The sequence below is a fragment of the Shumkonia mesophila genome (assembly GCF_026163695.1).
Classification (GTDB): domain Bacteria; phylum Pseudomonadota; class Alphaproteobacteria; order Rhodospirillales; family Shumkoniaceae; genus Shumkonia; species Shumkonia mesophila.
The window spans coordinates 235,178-251,635 of record NZ_JAOTID010000006.1 but is presented as its reverse complement, the minus strand read 5'-3'; the positions used below and the strand labels follow the sequence as shown (position 1 = coordinate 251,635).

At 67.6% G+C, this 16,458-nt stretch carries 14 protein-coding genes; 9 read left to right on the top strand and 5 right to left on the bottom strand.

The window, feature by feature from the left end:
• Positions 1-9 precede the first annotated feature (9 nt).
• The gene (gene recQ, locus ODR01_RS12520; protein ID WP_316978002.1) at positions 10-1,839 is read left to right on the top strand and encodes a DNA helicase RecQ; all 1,830 of its coding nucleotides are present in this window, start codon (positions 10-12) and stop codon (positions 1,837-1,839) included.
• 348 nt (positions 1,840-2,187) lie between these two features.
• Here the strand turns inward: recQ and ODR01_RS12515 are convergent, their stop codons facing one another.
• Entirely contained in the window at positions 2,188-2,607 is a 420-nt protein-coding gene (locus ODR01_RS12515; RefSeq protein ID WP_316978001.1) for an acyl-CoA thioesterase, read from the bottom strand.
• Positions 2,608-2,647: 40 nt separating this feature from the next.
• Here ODR01_RS12515 and ODR01_RS12510 point away from each other — a divergent pair, with 40 nt between their 5' ends.
• The 7 genes from ODR01_RS12510 (at position 2,648) to ODR01_RS12480 (ending at position 9,294) form a co-directional block, all read left to right on the top strand.
• Entirely contained in the window at positions 2,648-3,265 is a 618-nt protein-coding gene (locus ODR01_RS12510; protein ID WP_316978000.1) for a TetR/AcrR family transcriptional regulator, read from the top strand.
• Between the two features lie 163 nt (positions 3,266-3,428).
• Positions 3,429-4,523, top strand: a complete 1,095-nt coding sequence (locus ODR01_RS12505; protein WP_316977999.1) for a LacI family DNA-binding transcriptional regulator — start codon at positions 3,429-3,431, stop codon at positions 4,521-4,523.
• On the top strand, positions 4,517-5,542 hold the full coding sequence (locus ODR01_RS12500) for an ABC transporter substrate-binding protein (RefSeq protein WP_316977998.1): 1,026 nt from the start codon (positions 4,517-4,519) through the stop codon (positions 5,540-5,542). Before ODR01_RS12505 ends, ODR01_RS12500 begins: the two co-directional genes overlap by 7 nt.
• Positions 5,543-5,745: 203 nt before the next feature.
• Positions 5,746-6,573: an ABC transporter permease gene (locus ODR01_RS12495; protein ID WP_316977997.1), complete on the top strand. Its 828-nt coding sequence runs from the start codon at positions 5,746-5,748 to the stop codon at positions 6,571-6,573.
• Positions 6,570-7,349: an ABC transporter permease gene (locus tag ODR01_RS12490; protein ID WP_316977996.1), complete on the top strand. Its 780-nt coding sequence runs from the start codon at positions 6,570-6,572 to the stop codon at positions 7,347-7,349. Before ODR01_RS12495 ends, ODR01_RS12490 begins: the two co-directional genes overlap by 4 nt.
• Positions 7,342-8,367, top strand: a complete 1,026-nt coding sequence (locus tag ODR01_RS12485) for an ABC transporter ATP-binding protein (RefSeq protein WP_316977995.1) — start codon at positions 7,342-7,344, stop codon at positions 8,365-8,367. Before ODR01_RS12490 ends, ODR01_RS12485 begins: the two co-directional genes overlap by 8 nt.
• A gap of 3 nt (positions 8,368-8,370) precedes the next feature.
• Positions 8,371-9,294, top strand: coding sequence for a nucleoside hydrolase (locus ODR01_RS12480; protein WP_316977994.1), 924 nt, complete (start codon positions 8,371-8,373; stop codon positions 9,292-9,294).
• 46 nt (positions 9,295-9,340) lie between these two features.
• On the opposite strand, the gene ODR01_RS12475 is transcribed toward ODR01_RS12480, so the two are convergent.
• Positions 9,341-10,513 carry a M20 aminoacylase family protein gene (locus ODR01_RS12475; RefSeq protein WP_316977993.1) on the bottom strand — a complete coding sequence of 391 codons (1,173 nt, stop codon included), beginning with the start codon at positions 10,511-10,513 and terminating at the stop codon, positions 9,341-9,343.
• Between the two features lie 132 nt (positions 10,514-10,645).
• Here ODR01_RS12475 and ODR01_RS12470 point away from each other — a divergent pair, with 132 nt between their 5' ends.
• The gene (locus ODR01_RS12470) at positions 10,646-11,329 is read left to right on the top strand and encodes a phosphoribosyltransferase (RefSeq protein WP_316977992.1); all 684 of its coding nucleotides are present in this window, start codon (positions 10,646-10,648) and stop codon (positions 11,327-11,329) included.
• A gap of 11 nt (positions 11,330-11,340) precedes the next feature.
• On the opposite strand, the gene ODR01_RS12465 is transcribed toward ODR01_RS12470, so the two are convergent.
• The 3 genes from ODR01_RS12465 to ODR01_RS12455 all read right to left on the bottom strand — a co-directional run bounded on the left by ODR01_RS12465 (position 11,341) and on the right by ODR01_RS12455 (position 16,314).
• A complete protein-coding gene (locus tag ODR01_RS12465) occupies positions 11,341-12,555 on the bottom strand; it encodes an MFS transporter (RefSeq protein WP_316977991.1) in 1,215 nt (404 codons plus the stop codon).
• Positions 12,556-12,704: 149 nt separating this feature from the next.
• Complete coding sequence (locus ODR01_RS12460) at positions 12,705-13,400, bottom strand: glutathione S-transferase family protein (RefSeq protein ID WP_316977990.1); 696 nt, start codon at positions 13,398-13,400, stop codon at positions 12,705-12,707.
• A gap of 82 nt (positions 13,401-13,482) precedes the next feature.
• Positions 13,483-16,314 (bottom strand): cation-translocating P-type ATPase, encoded by a 2,832-nt coding sequence (locus tag ODR01_RS12455; RefSeq protein ID WP_316977989.1) that lies wholly within the window; start codon positions 16,312-16,314, stop codon positions 13,483-13,485.
• Between the last annotated feature and the right edge of the window lie 144 nt (positions 16,315-16,458).

Sequence of the window (16,458 nt, the reverse complement as noted above, 5' to 3'; positions counted from 1 at the left end):
GGATCGACCGTGCCGACCCGGCCCGATGACGCCAAGCGGCGGGTCCTCAAGGAGGTTTTCGGTTTCGACGCCTTCCGGCCCGGCCAGGAGGCCGTGGTCGATTCCCTGCTGGCGGGCCGCGACGTGCTGGCCGTCATGCCGACCGGCTCGGGCAAGTCGCTGTGCTTCCAGGTCCCGGCCCTCGTCGCGGGCGGGCTTGCGGTCGTGGTCTCGCCGCTCGTCGCCCTCATGCACGACCAGGTCTCGGCGCTGAAGCTGGCCGGCGTCACCGCCGACACCATCAATTCCTCGAAGGACCGGGCGGCCAACGTCGAGGCCTGGCGGCGCGCCGCCGCCGGCGAGACGCGGCTCTTGTACATGGCGCCCGAGCGGCTGATGACGGAGCGCATGCTGGCGGCGCTCGCCCGCCTGCCGGTCTCCCTCATCGCCGTCGACGAGGCCCATTGCATCTCGCAGTGGGGCCCCGCCTTCCGCCCGGAGTACGAGGCGCTCTCGCGCCTGCGCGGCCTGTTCCCCGGCGTCCCCATGGTGGCCTTGACCGCCACCGCCGACGAGGTGACGCGCGAAGACATCGCGGCGAAGCTGTTCTCCGGCAAGGTCGAGTCCGTGGTGCTCGGCTTCGATCGCCCCAACATCCGCCTGGCCGTCGAGATGAAGCGCGAAGGCAAGCGCCAGCTCCTCGATTTCATGGCCCGCCACGCCGGGGAAAGCGGCATCGTCTATTGCCTGTCGCGCAAGAAGACCGAGGAAACGGCGGCCTTCCTGTGCGAATCCGGCATTCCGGCGCTGCCCTATCACGCCGGCATGGACAAGGGCGCCAGGGACGCCAACCAGAACCGCTTCATGACGGAACCCGGCCTCGTCATGGTGGCGACCATCGCTTTCGGCATGGGCATCGACAAGGCCGACGTGCGCTTCGTCTTCCACGCCGACCTGCCGGGCAGCGTCGAGGCCTATTACCAGGAAATCGGCCGCGCCGGCCGCGACGGCCGGCCCGCCGAGGCGCACATGCTCTATGGGCTGGACGACATCCGCATGCGGCGCACCTTCATCGAGGAGGAGAACGCAGGCGACGATCGCCGCCGGCGCGAGCACAAGCGGCTCGACGCGCTGATCGGCTATTGCGAAAGCCCGGCCTGCCGGCGCCAGGTGCTGCTCGCCTATTTCGGGGAAACCGCCCCGCCCTGCGGCCATTGCGACGTCTGCCAGGACCCCATCGAGCGCGTCGACGGCACGGCCGAGGGCCAGTTGGTGCTGGCGGCGGTGGCCGCCACCGGCCAGCGTTACGGCGCGGCGCACATCGTCGACGTGCTGCGCGGCACCGCCACCGAGAAGGCGACGATGGCCGGCCACCACAATCTTTCCCTGTTCGGGGCCGGCGCCGAGCGGGCGCGGGCCGACTGGCAGTCGTTGATCCGCCAGCTGGTGGCGGCCGGGTTTCTGGGCCTCGACATCGCCGGCTACGGGGGCTTGAGGGTGGCCGAGCGCGGCCGGGCGCTGATGGCCGGCGACGAGGCCTTCCAATACCGCCCCGACACCCTGCGCCGCGCGACCAAGGCCGAGCGCAAGAAGCCTTCCAAGCGCGAAAGCGCCGCCGGCCTGACGGCGTCCCAGTCGGCCCTGTTCGCCGCCCTGAAGGACCTTCGCCTGCGCCTGGCCCGCGAGCGCGGGGTGCCCGCCTATGCCATCTTCCCCGACCGCTCGCTGATCGAGATGGCGCAACTCACCCCCCGCACGCCCGATCAGTTCGCCGCCATCGCCGGCGTCGGCGCCGCCAAGCTCCGCGACTTCGCCGAGGTGTTCCTGGAAGCGGTCGCCGCCCATGGGACGGCGGAGTAGGGGAAGCCGCCCGCCGATGCCGTGCGGCGCCTCCGCGGACCCGAAATGACGATTTTCCGGTTTTGGCCGTTTGCGGCAAGCCCTTGAAACCAAAAGGAAAACGTCGCGCGCACCGAAAAAAACATCGTCATTTCTCGTCATTTTCCCCTTTTGTGGTTTCGTTTCAGGGCCTTAGGGGGTTTCGACGGACCCCGAAAGCGGTCCCTTGAGTCGCGACGAGGCGAACGCGGCCCAAAGGGCGAAGCGCGGCGCCGCCGGTTCGGGGGCCGGGGCTGAAAATTGAAACGATGACTATATACCTATTTAGGGAAATTGTCAATATGCGACCGGCCAGGATCGCCGGCACCGTCAGTGGGAGGCGGCTTCCGCCGGCAGGAAACGGGCCACGATGTCGCGGGCCAGCCGGACCGGTTTGCGGGTCACCGCATCCAGGCAGCACCAGCAACTGTTGACTTCGGCCAGCACGTCGTCGCCGTGGCGGATCATCGTCTTGTAGAAGGCGCGCGCGCCCTGCAGCTTTTCCAGCACGACCTTGACGATGACATGGTCGTTGAGAAACGCCGGGTGCCGATAGCGGATCTCGTGCTTCAGGGCCACCCACAGATGCCCGGCCACCGCCTCCTTGGGCGCGATGCGGTTCCAATGGCGAAGAACCGCCACCTGCACCCACGTCAGATAGACGGCATTGTTGACGTGGCCCATTTCGTCGATGTCGGCGGCGGCGACATCGAGATTGTATTCGTAGGTCTGCGGGGCGTGCTGGGACATGGCTTGTACCTCGACCGGCGTGCCGGTATTATTGTCACCTATGACAATAAGCATTCCCGAGGGGTTTGTTAAGCCCACCCGTCAACGCCGCGCCCCGCAAGAGATGCGGGCCCAGGCCATCCGGGCGGCCCGCCACCTTCTGCGCGACTCGGGGCCGCAGGCGATCACGCTGAAGGCGGTGGCGGTCAGGGCCGGCGTGACGCACGGCAACGTCACCTACCATTTCGGAACGGTCGATGCGCTCCATATGGCGTTGATCGCCACCATCACCGAGGATCTGGCGGCCGCCACGGCCACCGCGGTGGCCCACCTGAGGCGCGGCGAGATCGGCGCGCGCGACGTGGTCGACGTCGTCTTCGATGCGTTTGCCGCCGACGGCGCCGGCCGGCTCGTCGCCTGGCTGGCGGCGACCGGCGCCGGCCATCGCCTGGCACCCCTTTATGCCGCCGTCGCCGATCTGGTCGGCGGCCTGGCCGAAGGCGATGCGGGTTTAAGGGCGGGCGGCGCCACAGCCATCGGCCGGATGGTGTCGGCCGTCGTCGTCCCGGCGCTGGGCGACGCGCTGATCGGCGGCGGTCTTCAGGCGGCGCTGGGTCACGAGCCGAACGCCATGCGCCAAGTCACCGCGGATGCCCTGGAAAACCTGAGAAGGAAATGATTGCGCGAGGCAAGTGGCGCCGTCGCCCAATAACCCTCCTCAGGCCTCGCCACAGTCCGCGGCTGTCATTCCGCCAATAGCGAATTTTTCAACAGCGCGGCCAGCGGAAGACGATAGACACGAGGACAATAGGGCCTTAGTTTGATTAAACGTTTAATCAGATTTGCCTCCCGGGGAGCAATTGGCTCATCCACGTCCTGGACCGAACCTCAACGAGATCGCGGCCGAACTCGGCGTTTCGGCGGCGACGGTGTCGAACGCGCTGTCCGGCAAAGGGCGCGTCTCGGCGGAACTGATCGAGCGTATCCGCGCGAAGGCCAGCGAAGTCGGCTATGTACCGAGCCAGGCGGGCCGCGCGCTTCGGACGGGGCGAACGGGCGTGCTGGGTCTTGTGCTCCCCGACATTTCCAATCCCCTTTTTCCGCAAATCGCCCAGGCCATCGAATACGCGGCGAGCACGCTTGGCTATGGCGTGCTGATCGCCGATTCGCGGGGCGAGACCGCGATGCAGACCGAAGCGGTCAATCGGCTGATCGAACAGGATGTCGACGGCATCGTGATCGTGCCCCGGCGCGGCACGCGCATTGCCGATATCGGTTGTCCGGTCGCCGTGATCGACAGCCCATCGACGCCCGGCAACACCGTCGCCGCCGATCACTGGCAGGGCGGGCAGGCCATCGTCGAGCATCTGGCGGGGCTGGGACACAAGAACCTGCTGCTGATCGGCAACAATCCCGCCTCCAATGTGCAGAATGACCGTATCGGCGGAATGAAGTCTCGAATACCATCGGACGGAAAGGCCGAGGTTCTGTGGATCGAGCGGCGGGAGCGGGAATGGGGCAAGGGGTGTCCTCTGGGTTTGGCGGGTAAGGTCGCGGAAGGCTTTACCGCCTTTGCCGCGGTCTCCGACCTGCATGCCTTGCGGGCGCTCACCGAATTGCATCGAGCCGGCATCGGCGTGCCCGAAGAGGCAAGCGTTACCGGCTTCGACGATCTGCTGTGGGCGTCGGTGGTGACGCCCGGACTGACGACGGTCCGCATGGACATGCCGCGCATCGCCGAGATCGCCATCGGCGCGCTGGCGTGCGCGATCGAAGCCGACGGCCCTGGAATTTCCCGCCCCGCGACCGGCACCGTGGCGGCGGCGGAGACGACAAAAGTGCCCATGCAATTGGTGGTTCGGCAAACAACCGCTCCGGCGGCCGGCCCGACCCCCGAAACGCCAACCCAAATTCCAGGAGGAAAATGCCTATGCTGACCAAGACCCTGCTGGCGTCGGCCGGCGCCCTGATGCTGACGATGGGCATCGCCCATGCCGAGGACAAGACGCTCACCATTTCCGTCTATGCCTTCGCGCAGGACGAATTCAAGGAGATCGTCTACGATCCGTTCGAAGCCAAGTGCGGCTGCAAGCTGGTGGTCGAAACCGGCAACAGCGTCGAGCGCCTGGCCAAGATGGAGGCTAACAAGGCCAATCCGGTCATCGACATGGCGGTGGTATCGATGGCCGATGCGCTTGCGGCCGCGCGTGCCGGCCTGATCGACAAGATCGACACCGCCAAGCTCTCCAACTTCGGCAAGCTCTACGACGTCGCCAAGGACCCGAACGGCGACGGCATGAGCGTCGGCTATACCTTCTACTCGACCTCGATCGTCTATCGCACCGACAAGATGAAGATCGAGTCCTGGGCCGACCTTCTCAAGGATGACATCGTCTCCCATATCGCCTTCCCGAACGTCACCACCAACCAGGGCCCGCCGGTGCTCTATATGCTGGGCCAGGCGCTCGGTACCAACACGCCGGACCTCAAGGGCGCGATCCGGGCGGTGGGCGCCAAGGCGGACAAGATCGTCACTTTCTACGTCAAGTCCTCGCAGCTGGTTCAGCTGATGAAGCAGGAAGAGATCTGGGCGGCGCCGATCGGCCGGTTCTCGTGGTCGCCGTTCACCAAGCTCGGCCTGCCGCTCGCCTGGGCGACGCCCAAGGAAGGCCAGACCGGCGGAATGAACGTGATGGTCCTCGCCAAGGGGGCGAAGCAGCGGGACCTGGCGCTGGAATTCATGAACTTCTGGCTGTCGACCGAAATCCAGACCAAGCTTGCCGAAAAGCTGGTCGACAGTCCGGTCAATGCCGAGGTCAAGGTTTCCGACGACGTCGCCAACAACATCACCTATGGCGAGGAAATGGCCAAGGGTCTGAAGCTCATTCCGTCCGACGTCGCGCTCGACAACCGCGAAGCGTGGCTTTCGGAATGGAACGCCAAGGTGGCGCAGTAGAAAAGGCAGCGGCGCCGCGCCCCTGATAAGCCCGTCATGGCCGGGCGTGTGCCGTCGGGAAAGAAGAAAGACGTGGATGCCCGGGTCAAGCCCGGGCATGACGAGAATGAAGAGCCGTCATGGCCGGACTAGTTCCGGCCATCCACGACTTCAAGAAGCGTAGGTTCATGCAAGAACCGTCCGAGGACTGAGGGCGAAGACAGATGTTCCACAACCGGGCCGAGGCGCTGGCGCTGGCCCTGCCGGCCGCGATTTTCGCCGCGGTGGTCTTTCTCGTGCCGGTCGGCATATTGCTGTCCGAAGGCTTCCGGTCGGCCGACGGCTGGACGCTTTCGGCCTTTTCGGATTTCTTCAGCCTGCCGATCAACCGCACGGTTTTCCTGCGCACGCTCAAGCTCGGCGCCGTCGTGACCATCATCGCGGCGGTGATCGGCTATGCCGCCGCCTATGCGATCGTCAGCCTGCCCGCGGCAAGCAAGGGGCGGATGATCGGGCTGGTGGCGCTGCCGCTGATGATCTCGCCGGTGGCGCGCACCTATGCCTGGATCGTCATCCTGGGGCGCACCGGCATCGTCAACCAGGCGTTGACGGCGGTGGGCTTAAGCGACGCGCCGGTCCGTATTCTCTTCACCGAGACCGCCGTCTTCATCGGCCTGTTGCAGCTCTTCCTGCCGCTGATGATCATCTCGCTGGTGAGCGCGCTGGAAAACCTGCCGCGCGACATGGTCCCGGCCGCCCGCGTGCTGGGCGCCAACTGGTTCCAGGTATTCTGGAAAATCATCCTGCCGCTGACCAAGGAGGGCCTGGTGATCGGCGGCACGCTGGTCTTCACCGGCTCGATGACCGCCTATATCACGCCGGCCATTCTCGGCGGTTCCAAGGTGCTGATGCTGGAAACGCTGCTTTACCAGCGCGTCACCGTCGCCAGCGATTTCGTCTCGGCGAGCGTCATCGCCTTCATCCTGATCGTCATGAGCTTTTCCACCAACCTGCTGTTGAAGCGCCTGGCGACGGCAAGGAGCCGCAAATGACCCAGCGTCTCTTCGCGCCGCTGACCCTCGGCCTCGTGCTGTTCTTCCTGATCGGCCCGTTCGTGATCATCGTGGCGGCCTCGTTCTCGGCCGGCGACACGCTGGCCTTTCCTCCGCAGGGTTTTTCGCTGAAATGGATCGCCAAGGTCTTCACCGTCCAGAGCTTTCGCGAAGGCTTCGCGATGTCGATGTTCCTGGCGATCGGCGGCACGCTGGCGGCGCTCGTGCTTGGGGTTCCGGCATCGTACGCCATGTCGCGCTACAAGCTGCCGTTCGCCGAGACCGTCCGCATGATGGTCTCGGCGCCGATCATCGTGCCCGGCATCATCGTCGGTCTCGCCCTGCTTCGCTATTTCGTCGTGCCGTTCCAGATGAAGATCACACTGGCGTTGTTTCTCGCCCACACGGCGCTGGTGCTGCCCTATGCGGTGCGCGTGGTCTCGGCCAGCCTCAACAACCTGCGCTCCGAGATCGAGGAGGCTGCGGTGCTGCTGGGCTCGTCGCGCCTTGGGGCCTTCTTCCGGGTGGTGCTGCCGAACATCCGCGGCGGCATTCTGTCGGCCTTCATCCTCGGCTTCGTCACCAGCTTCAACCAGGTTCCGGTCTCGCTGTTCCTGTCCGGCCCAGGGGTCAGAACCCTGCCGATCGACATGCTCGGTTACATGGAGATCGTGTTCGATCCGTCCATCGCGGCGCTTTCCTCGCTGCTTGCCTTTCTGTCCGTCGGCATCGTCTTCGCCGCCGAGCGTTTTCTGGGGTTCTCCCGCTATGTCTGATCAAGCCTTTCTGACCCTCGACAAGCTGACGTTGACCTATGGCAAGACGGTCGCGGTCAAGGACCTCGATCTTAACATCCGCAAGGGCGAGCTGCTGGCCCTGCTGGGGCCGTCCGGTTGCGGCAAGACCACGACCATGCGGGCGATCGCCGGCCTGCTGAGGCCGGCCGGCGGCCGCATCCGTCTCGACGGGGTCGATATAACCCGCGTTGCGGCCAACAAGCGCGCCGTCGGGATGGTTTTCCAGTCCTACGCCCTGTTCCCGCATCTGTCGGTGTTCGAGAACGTCGCCTTCGGCCTCAAGCTCAAGGGCATGGGCGGTGCGGAGCTTGTGGCCAAGGTCGAGGCCGGGCTGAAATCGGTCGACCTTTCGAGCTTCGCCAGCCGCAAGCCGCCGGAACTTTCCGGCGGCCAGCAGCAGCGCGTGGCGCTGGTCCGCTCCATGGTGATGGAACCCAAACTGCTGCTGCTCGACGAACCGCTGTCCAACCTCGACGCACGGCTGCGGCTCGAAATGCGCACCGAGCTGCAGCGGGTTCAGAAGCAAAGCGGCGTGACGATGATCTTCGTCACCCACGATCAGGTCGAGGCGCTGGCGCTGGCCGACCGGATCGTGGTGATGAAGGACGGCGCGATCGAGCAGATCGGCACGCCGGAGGAGATCTATAACCATCCGGTCTCGCGCTTCGTCGCCGATTTCGTCGGCTTCGAGAACATTTTCGAGATCCGCGACGGCAAGTTCGTCAGCGATCACGGCGAGATCCCGGTACCATCCCAGTTGCCGGCAACGGCGGGACTGGCCTGGCGACCCCGCATGCTGCGCTTGGGCTCGGGCCCCTTCCGAGGCACCGTGCGCGGCGTTTCATTCGCCGGCGGCACGCGCGAATACGTCCTCGATACGCCGTTCGGCAGCCTGAAGGCCGAGGTCGACGCGACCCTGCCCAGCCATCCGCTCGGCGCCGAGGTCGCCTTCGACCTTCCGGTCGGCAACGCCGCGCACCTCAAGCGCTTCGGGTGACCCATGGGGATCTGGATCGACACCGACATGGGCTTCGACGACATCGCCGCGATCCTGACGGTCGGGCATGCCGGCGTTGCCATCGACGGCGTGTCGCTGGTCTTCGGCAATGTTCCGCTGGAGCAGGTGCGCCGCAACGCGGCGGCGGCAAGGCGGGCGTTCGGCTGGCGCTTTCCCATTTCCATCGGCCGCGAGACGTCGGTGCTGGGGCAAATCGAGACGGCTGAGAGGATCCTCGGTCCCACCGGCATTCCGACCCTTGGCCGCGGCCTTCCCGCCGGCGATCCGGAACCGGGCGGGGACGCCTTCCACGCGCTCGTCCACTGGCTCGAATCGGCCGCCGGGCCGCGCCGCATCCTGGCGCTGGGGCCGCTGACGAATATCGCGGCGCTCGTGCTGGCGCGTCCCGACCTCGCCCGCCGGATCGACGATCTGACCTGGATGGGCGGCGGCGCCGGCGCCGGCAACCATACCGCGTCGGCCGAGTTCAACGCCTATGCCGACCCCGAGGCGGTCGCCATCGTTCTCGCCCACGGCCTGCCGTTGCGCATGGTCGATCTCGATTTTGCCCGCAAGATCCTTTGCCGGCCGGAAGACGCCGAACGCCTGCGGACGCTCGGCGGGGGCAACGCCGACCTGCTGGCCGACCTGTTCGGCGGCTTCATCGCCATCGCCATCAGCCGCGGCCGCCCCGCCATGGCCTTCTACGATCCCGCGGCGGCGGCGGCCTTCGTCCGCCCCGACCTGGTGACCTTCCGGCCGGTCGCCATCGCGATGGAGCTTGCCGGTACGCTGACCCGCGGCCGCACCGTGGTCGAGACGCGGTCGAGCCATGCCGCCTTCAACGCGGACCTTGCCGTCGAGGCCGAGCAGGACCGGCTGAAAGCCGTCATCCTGGATGCGCTTGCGGCGGCGGCGGCGCGATGAAGACGGCGACCGGGAAGCCGCCGGAACACCCCATGCCCGAGATCTTCTAGCCGGCGGCCAGTTCCCGCTCGACGAGGGCCGACCAGAAGGCCACCCCGTAGGGGATCGCGGCATCGTTGAAGTCGTAGGCGGTATTGTGATGGAGCGCACCTTCGACGGCCGGACCATTGCCGAGCCAGACGTAACAGCCCGGCGCCTGCTGCCCGAAAAACGCGAAATCGTCGCCGGCCGTGGAGGGCGGGAAGGCGCTCAGGACCTTGTCTCCGAAGACGCTTGCGGCGGCGTCGCGCGCCCGGCGCGTGGCGGCGGCGTCGTTGATCGTCGGCGGGATGCGGCGTTCGAACCGGTAGTCGGCGCCGATCCCGAACATTTCCGCCGTTCCCCGCGCCAGGCGGCCGATCTCTTCTTCCAGCTGGTCGCGCACGGCGGCCGAATAGGCGCGCGCCGTGCCGCCGATGGCGGCGAAATCGGGAATGACGTTGAGCGCCTCCGGATTGCCCGCCGCCACCGAACAGGCGCTGACGACGGCCGGCTGCAAAGGATCGACCACCCTGCCGACGATCGTCTGCAGGGCGGCAAGGAACGTGGCCATGGCGGTGATCGGATCGCGCCCGAGATGCGGCTTGGCGCCATGCGTGCCCGTGCCGCGAAAGGTGACGCGCCAGCTGTCGGACGAGGCGAGCTGGGGGCCCTCGACGACCGCCATCTCGTCGATGGCGAGCCCCGGCATGTTGTGGAGTCCGTAAACCGCATCGCAGGGGAAAAGGCCGAACAGGCCGTCTTCCATCATCCTGCGCGCCCCGCCGCGCCCCTCCTCGGCCGGCTGGAAGATGAAATGCACGGTGCCGGAAAACGTCCGCGTCCGGGCAAGATGGCGCGCCGCCCCCAGCAGCATCACCGTATGCCCGTCGTGGCCGCAGGCATGCATCCTGCCCGGCACGGTGGACGTGTAGGGCCGCTCTGCCGTTTCCGGCATGGCCAGCGCATCCATATCGGCGCGCAGGCCGATGGAACGCGTGCCGTTGCCGACCCGAAGGGTGCCGACGACGCCGGTCCCGGCAAGGCCGCGATGCACGCTTATCCCCACCTCCTCGAGATGCCGGGCGACGAGTTCGCTGGTCCTGACCTCCTCGAATCCGAGTTCCGGATGGGCGTGCAGATCGCGGCGCAGCGCCGTGAGAAAGGGCAAATCGTCGGAAACCCGGTCGGGGACGTTCATCGGTTTGGCCGCACCTTTCATGACACTCGAGGACGCCGGGGGCGCGTTTATCGCAACAGACCCCGACATACCCGAAAAATCCTATAAAATGAACTGCCTTGGCCGACAACCCGAGAAAAGGACCGGACCCGAATGCAACCCCATGACTTCTGGCAGGAAATCCATTCGCCCGAGACCTTCGGGCCCGTCGACAGCCATACCGGCTTTTTCCCTGTCGAACTCGATGACGGCCGCCAGATCAAGCTTCCCATCCGGCCGCTCCCGGATGGCGAACACGCGCTGGCCTCGCTGATCATCAATCAGGCCAGCTTTGCCGTGCAGGACGCCCTTGCCAAGGTGCTCGCGGCAAAGCTCAAGGCCTTCCGGCCCGAGATCGTCGTCGGTCTGCCGACGCTCGGCCTGACGCTGGCCAGCGCGGTGGCCCGCGAGCTCGGCCACAGCCGGTTCGTCCCCCTCGGGACATCGCGGAAATTCTGGTACCAGGAGGAGATTTCGGTCTCCCTTTCCTCGATCACCACCCCCGATCAGCGCAAGCGGCTTTATGTCGATCCCCGCATGCTGCCGCTTCTCGACGGCCGGCGGGTGGTGCTGGTCGACGACGTGATCTCCAGCGGCTCATCGATGCTTGCCGGCCTCCAACTGCTGTCGACCTGCGGGATCGATCCGGTCGTTCTCGGCGTCGCGATGGTCCAGACGCAACGCTGGCGCAGCCATCTCGAGAACGTGGTTCCCGCCAGTTCCGCCAAGGTCGTCGGCGTTTTCAATACGCCCATGCTGACAAGGACCCCCGAGGGCGACTGGATCGAAATGGATTAGCCGGCCCTCGCCTATCGTTCCTCCGGCGGTTTCAGATGCCGGAACTGCACGAGCAGCAGCAGGTCGTAGAGGATCTTCAGCCCGCCGCACAGGAACAGCGGCCAGGCCTGCAACGACGCCGCGAACAGCGCGGCGGCCAGCGCCGGGCTGGCGGCGGCGGCGAGGCTGCGCGGCACCGCCGTGAAGCTGGCGGCGGCCGGGCGCTCGGCCTCGGTGACGACGGCCATCACGTAGGACGAGCGCGTCGGCACGTCCATCTGCGACAGCGCGGCGCGGGCCAGCAGCAGGGCCAGCGCGACCGCAAGGCTGGGCGCGACGGCGGCCCCGATCAGGCACAGGCTGGACGGGATGTGCGTGAACACCATGGTGTTGATGAGCCCGATGCGCCGGGAGAGCCACGCCGCCACCGGAAACGAGAAGGCCGAGAGAACGCCGGCCCAGAAGAAAAACAGTCCGGCCGCCGTGAGCGACAGATCGAAGCGCTGAAACAGCCACAGCGCCAGCAGCGACTGCACGACGAAGCCGCCGGCGAAGGCGTCGAGGCTGAACAGCGCGGCCAGCTTCACGACGATGGCGCGCGACGGCCCCAGCGGCGCCGGGCGGGGCCCGTGGGGCGCCGGCGGCCGGGGCGGGATGCGGGCGTAGAGCAGACTGCCGGCCAGCCCCAGGGCCGCGTACAGCACGAACATCGCCTTGATGGCGGCGAGCCGGCCGATGCCCAACGTGGCGGCATGGTCGGGGGCGGCGGCGGCGAGCGCGCCCAACGCGGCGGCCAGGGCGCCGATCAGGCTGTAGCGGGCGAAGGTCTTGGTGCGGTCCCGCTCGGCGACGTCGCGGGCCAGCACCGCGTGCTCGAGGGGCACGAAGACGCTGACGCTGCCCGCCGAGGGATTGACGGTGCCGGCGAAGGCCACCACCAGCAGCAGGGCGAAATCGTCGATGACGGCGAAGGCGACGCCGCTGGCGATCATCAGGCCCGCCGCCGCCAGCAGCAGGCGGCGATGGTCGTGGCGGCCGCCGACGAGCCCGATGGCCAGCGTCAGCAGCGCCGAGCCGAGCAGGGCCGTCGTGGCGATGACGCCGACCTCGAAGGCCGACAGCCCGAGGGCCAACAGATAGACCGGCAACAGGACGGCCACGAAGCCGTCGCCGAAATCGCGCAGCGCCCGCCCCCACAACAGCAGGGCGGTGGTCGAACCGGGCCCGATCGGGCTGAACGCACCCATGCTACCTCCGCGCCGGCTCTCGGCAGGGAATTGGTAGCAGAGCTTGGACGCGCGCATCTTGGAAAAGCGGGGAGTCTGCCGCTGTCCCCACCCCGATAATCTACCCGATGCCGCTTCCCCACCGCAACTCTGGCGCGGCCAAAGCCGCTCTACCGGCCCGGGGCCCCGCCCTCCAGAAACCGCGCCGGCATGTCGTCCTTGAAGGGGAACATCGCGAAGTAGGGCCGGGCCTCGGTGAGCACGCGGGCGAAGGAGGGGCGCGCCAGCAGCCGCTCGAAATAGGCGGCAAGAAGGGCGTGGCCGGCGGGGAAGGGGGCGACGATGCCGGCGTAGAAGAGCGCCGGTGCCGCCGCGCAGTCGGCGAGGCTGAAATCCTCGCCCACCGCCCAGGTTCTTTCCGCCATGCGCTTCTCGATCATCCCGTAGGCGGTGGCGAGCGTCGCCCGGGCGGCGGCGATGCCCGTCGGGTCGCGCGCCTCTTCCGGCCGCAGGCGGTCGCCGACGACGGCCTGCATGGGAGCGTGGACGTAGGCATCGAAAAAGCGGTCCCACAGCCGGGTTTCCAGTCGCGCGTCTTCGTCCGCCGGCAGCAGGGGGCGCGGGCCGGGGTAGTGGCGATCCAGGTACTCGATGATGATGGTGGTCTCGGGCACCGTCGCGTCCCGGGCCTCGTCGCGCAGCACCGGGATCTTGCCGACCGGCCACAGGTCGAGGAAGTGGGCCCTGGCGCCTCCGTCCATGAGGTCGACGACATGGGCGGTGAAGGGCGTTTGCGCCTCATAGAGCGCGATCAGCACCTTGTGGCAGAAGGACGCCAGCGGATGATAGTGGAGCGTGAGCGACATGAAACCCATCCTCGCTTGTCGGCGCGATGGCGCGCCCAAAGGCAATACCTGATGCGCGCGGGGCGGCGGGACAAGGGATCCCCTACTCGGCGGCCTTGCCTGCCAACTCGCGAGGGGGTTCGCCCGCCCGCCGGCTCCGCCACCATTTCTCCAGGCCGATGATGGGCAGGATGGCGGCGCCGACCGCGACGCTGGCCAGGATCTCGTCGAGGCCGAGGGGAGCCGAGGAGAAGATGGCGTTCATGAACGGCGCGTAGATGAACACCGCCTGCAGGGCGAGGACGGCGGCGATGCCGACGAACACGAACGTGTTGCTGAAGACGCCGATCCTGAAGACCGAGCCGCCGAGCGAGCGGCAGTTGATCAGGTAGAAGATCTGGAACATGACGACGGTGGTGACGGCCAGCGTCTGCGCCTTGGCCAGCGCTTCTGTGCCGCCTTCCGCCGCGGCGCCGAAGTGATAGAGGAAGAGCCCGACCGCGCCGGCGCTCATCAGCACCGCGACGATGGCGGTGCGCATGAGGACGAAGCGGCTCAGCACCGGCGCCTTCGGGTCGCGGGGCGGCCGGTTCATGACGTTGGGTTCCTTGGCCTCGAAGGCCAGTGGCAGGGCCAACGCCACCGCCGCCACCAAGTTGACCCACAGGAGCTGTGCCGGCCCCATGGGCAGAAGCAGCTCGCGCGCCGCCTGGCCGGCGCCGGGGGCGACGACGTCGAAGGGAAAGAACGCCACCGCCCATATCAGGATCAGCGCGAGGCCCAGGTTGGTCGGCAGCACGAAGGCCAGGGACTTGATGAGGTTGTCATAGAAGCGCCGCCCTTCCTCGACCGCCGCGGCGATGGAGGCGAAGTTGTCGTCGGCAAGCACGATGGCGGCCGATTCCTTCGACACGCTGGTCCCGGTGATGCCCATGGCGACCCCGATGTTGGCCTGCTTCAGGGCCGGGGCGTCGTTGACGCCGTCCCCCGTCATGGCGACGATCTGACCCCGCTTCTGGAGGGCGGAAACCAGCTTCAGCTTGTGCTCGGGCGCCACCCGCGCGAAGACGTTGCAGGCCACCGCCGCGTCCTCGATCTGGCGGTCGGACATTTCGGCGAGCTCCACCCCGGCGATGGCCGCCGGCACGCCTGGGTCATGGCCGAGGATGCCAAGCTCGCCGGCGATGGCCTGCGCCGTCGCCTTGTGATCGCCGGTGATCATCTTGACCGTGATGCCGGCCCGATGGCAGCGGCCGATGGCCTCGATGGCCTCGGGGCGCGGCGGGTCGATCATGCCTTGCAGGCCGAGGAAGGCAAAGCCGTTCTCGAGATCGGCCATGGCGATGGCGCCGAGCCCGGGGGCCGGGCGGGCGGCGAAGGCGAGAACCCGCATCCCCCTGGCCGCCATGGCGTCGACTTGGCGGGCGACGGCGGCGGCATCGAGGGGGCCGCCATCCGCGGCGGCGGCGCAACGCCCGAGGATCGCTTCCGGCGCGCCCTTGAGGAAGATGCGCCCGCCGTCTCCGGCGTTGAGCGTCGCCATGAACTGGTTCTCGGACTCGAAGGGAAGGGCGTCCAGGCGCGCCGAGCTGGCGCGCAGGGCGTCGATGTCGTGGCCCAGCTTGGCGGCCGCGGTCAGCAGCGCCCCCTCGGTCGGGTCGCCGGAAATCCGCCACTGCCCGTCTGCCCGGGCCAGCGAGGAGTCGTTGCAGAGCGCGCCGGCCCGCAGCAGGTCCGCGATGCCCTCCGGCGGTTCGGCGACCGGCGCTCCGTCGCGCGCGAGCCCGCCCGTCGGCTCGTAGCCGACGCCGGTTACCGCGAAGGCGCCCAGCGCCGGCGTCCAGAGCGCCTGCACCGTCATCTCGTTGCGGGTCAGCGTGCCGGTCTTGTCCGAGCAGATGACGGTGGTGGAGCCCAGCGTCTCGACGGCCGGCAGCTTGCGCACGATGGCCCGGCGGGCGGCCATGCGCTGCACGCCGATGGCCAGCGCGATGGTGACGATCGCCGGCAGCCCTTCGGGAATGGCGCCCACCGCCAGCGCCACGGCGAAGATGACGGTTTCGCGCAGCGCGGTCAGCCAGTCGACCCCGGTTTCGATGACCGCCCGCCAGGTCCCGATCGCCAGCATCGCCAGGGCGATGGCGACGATGGCCAGCGTGATGATCCTGCCGATGCCGGCCAGCGCCCGGGTCAGCGGCGTCTCGAGGTCGGTGGTTTCCTTGAGCAGGGTGGAGATGCGGCCAAGCTCGGTCCTGGCTCCCGTTTCGACCACCACGGCGGTTCCGGTGCCATAGGTAACCAGCGTGCCGCCGAAAACCATGCAGGTGCGATCGCCGATGCCGGCCGCGGCCGGCGCCGGCGCCAGCTGCTTTTGCGTCGGTACCGATTCCCCGGTGAGCGCCGCCTCCTCGACCTGCAGGCTGCGCAGTTGCGTCAGGCGCATGTCCGCCGGCACTTTGTCGCCGCTGGCCAGCATGACGACGTCGCCCGGCACCAGGTCGGCGGCCGGGATGGTGCTCTTGCGCCCCTCCCGCAGCACGGTGGCGGTTTCCGGCACCATCTGCGACAGCGCCTCGATGGCCTTGCCGGCCTTGAATTCCTGGATGAAGCCGATCAGCGTGTTGAGCACGACGACGGCCAGGATGACCAAGCCGTTCTTGGTGCCGTCGGTGGGATCGACGGCCATGGCCACCGCCGCCGAGGCGATCAGCACCCAGATCAGCGGGTTGTTGATCTGCCGCCACAGCAGGTCCAGCGCGCTGTCGCCCTTGCCGCGGGGGATGAGGTTGGGGCCGTGGGTCGTAAGGCGCTGCCGGGCCTCCTCCTCGGAAAGCCCCTCGGGCCTGCTTGCCGTTCGCGCCATCGCGTCTTCGGCGGTTGCGGCGTGCCACGGGCGGGAAGCGGAGGGGTCTGCGGTCGGCGAATCGGTGTTCATGCAATAACCATATAAGGGCACCAACCATATAAGGGCACCGGGACGGTCTGTCGAATGACCGACCATCCCGGTGGTTAGGCGAGGCCTAGGGGGATCTCCCAGGAAATCGCAGGTATCTCTTTTTGTTTCACCGCAATGAGGGTC

Coding starts and splice junctions, on each gene's coding strand:
- ODR01_RS12500 (WP_316977998.1), top strand. CDS start 4,517: ATGCTGACCAAGACCCTGCTGGCGTCGGCCGGCGCCCTGATGCTGACG.
- ODR01_RS12485 (WP_316977995.1), top strand. CDS start 7,342: ATGTCTGATCAAGCCTTTCTGACCCTCGACAAGCTGACGTTGACCTAT.
- ODR01_RS12470 (WP_316977992.1), top strand. CDS start 10,646: ATGCAACCCCATGACTTCTGGCAGGAAATCCATTCGCCCGAGACCTTC.
- ODR01_RS12465 (WP_316977991.1), bottom strand. CDS start 12,555: ATGGGTGCGTTCAGCCCGATCGGGCCCGGTTCGACCACCGCCCTGCTG.
- ODR01_RS12495 (WP_316977997.1), top strand. CDS start 5,746: ATGTTCCACAACCGGGCCGAGGCGCTGGCGCTGGCCCTGCCGGCCGCG.
- ODR01_RS12455 (WP_316977989.1), bottom strand. CDS start 16,314: ATGAACACCGATTCGCCGACCGCAGACCCCTCCGCTTCCCGCCCGTGG.
- ODR01_RS12475 (WP_316977993.1), bottom strand. CDS start 10,513: ATGAACGTCCCCGACCGGGTTTCCGACGATTTGCCCTTTCTCACGGCG.
- ODR01_RS12515 (WP_316978001.1), bottom strand. CDS start 2,607: ATGTCCCAGCACGCCCCGCAGACCTACGAATACAATCTCGATGTCGCC.
- ODR01_RS12490 (WP_316977996.1), top strand. CDS start 6,570: ATGACCCAGCGTCTCTTCGCGCCGCTGACCCTCGGCCTCGTGCTGTTC.
- ODR01_RS12510 (WP_316978000.1), top strand. CDS start 2,648: ATGACAATAAGCATTCCCGAGGGGTTTGTTAAGCCCACCCGTCAACGC.
- ODR01_RS12480 (WP_316977994.1), top strand. CDS start 8,371: ATGGGGATCTGGATCGACACCGACATGGGCTTCGACGACATCGCCGCG.
- ODR01_RS12460 (WP_316977990.1), bottom strand. CDS start 13,400: ATGTCGCTCACGCTCCACTATCATCCGCTGGCGTCCTTCTGCCACAAG.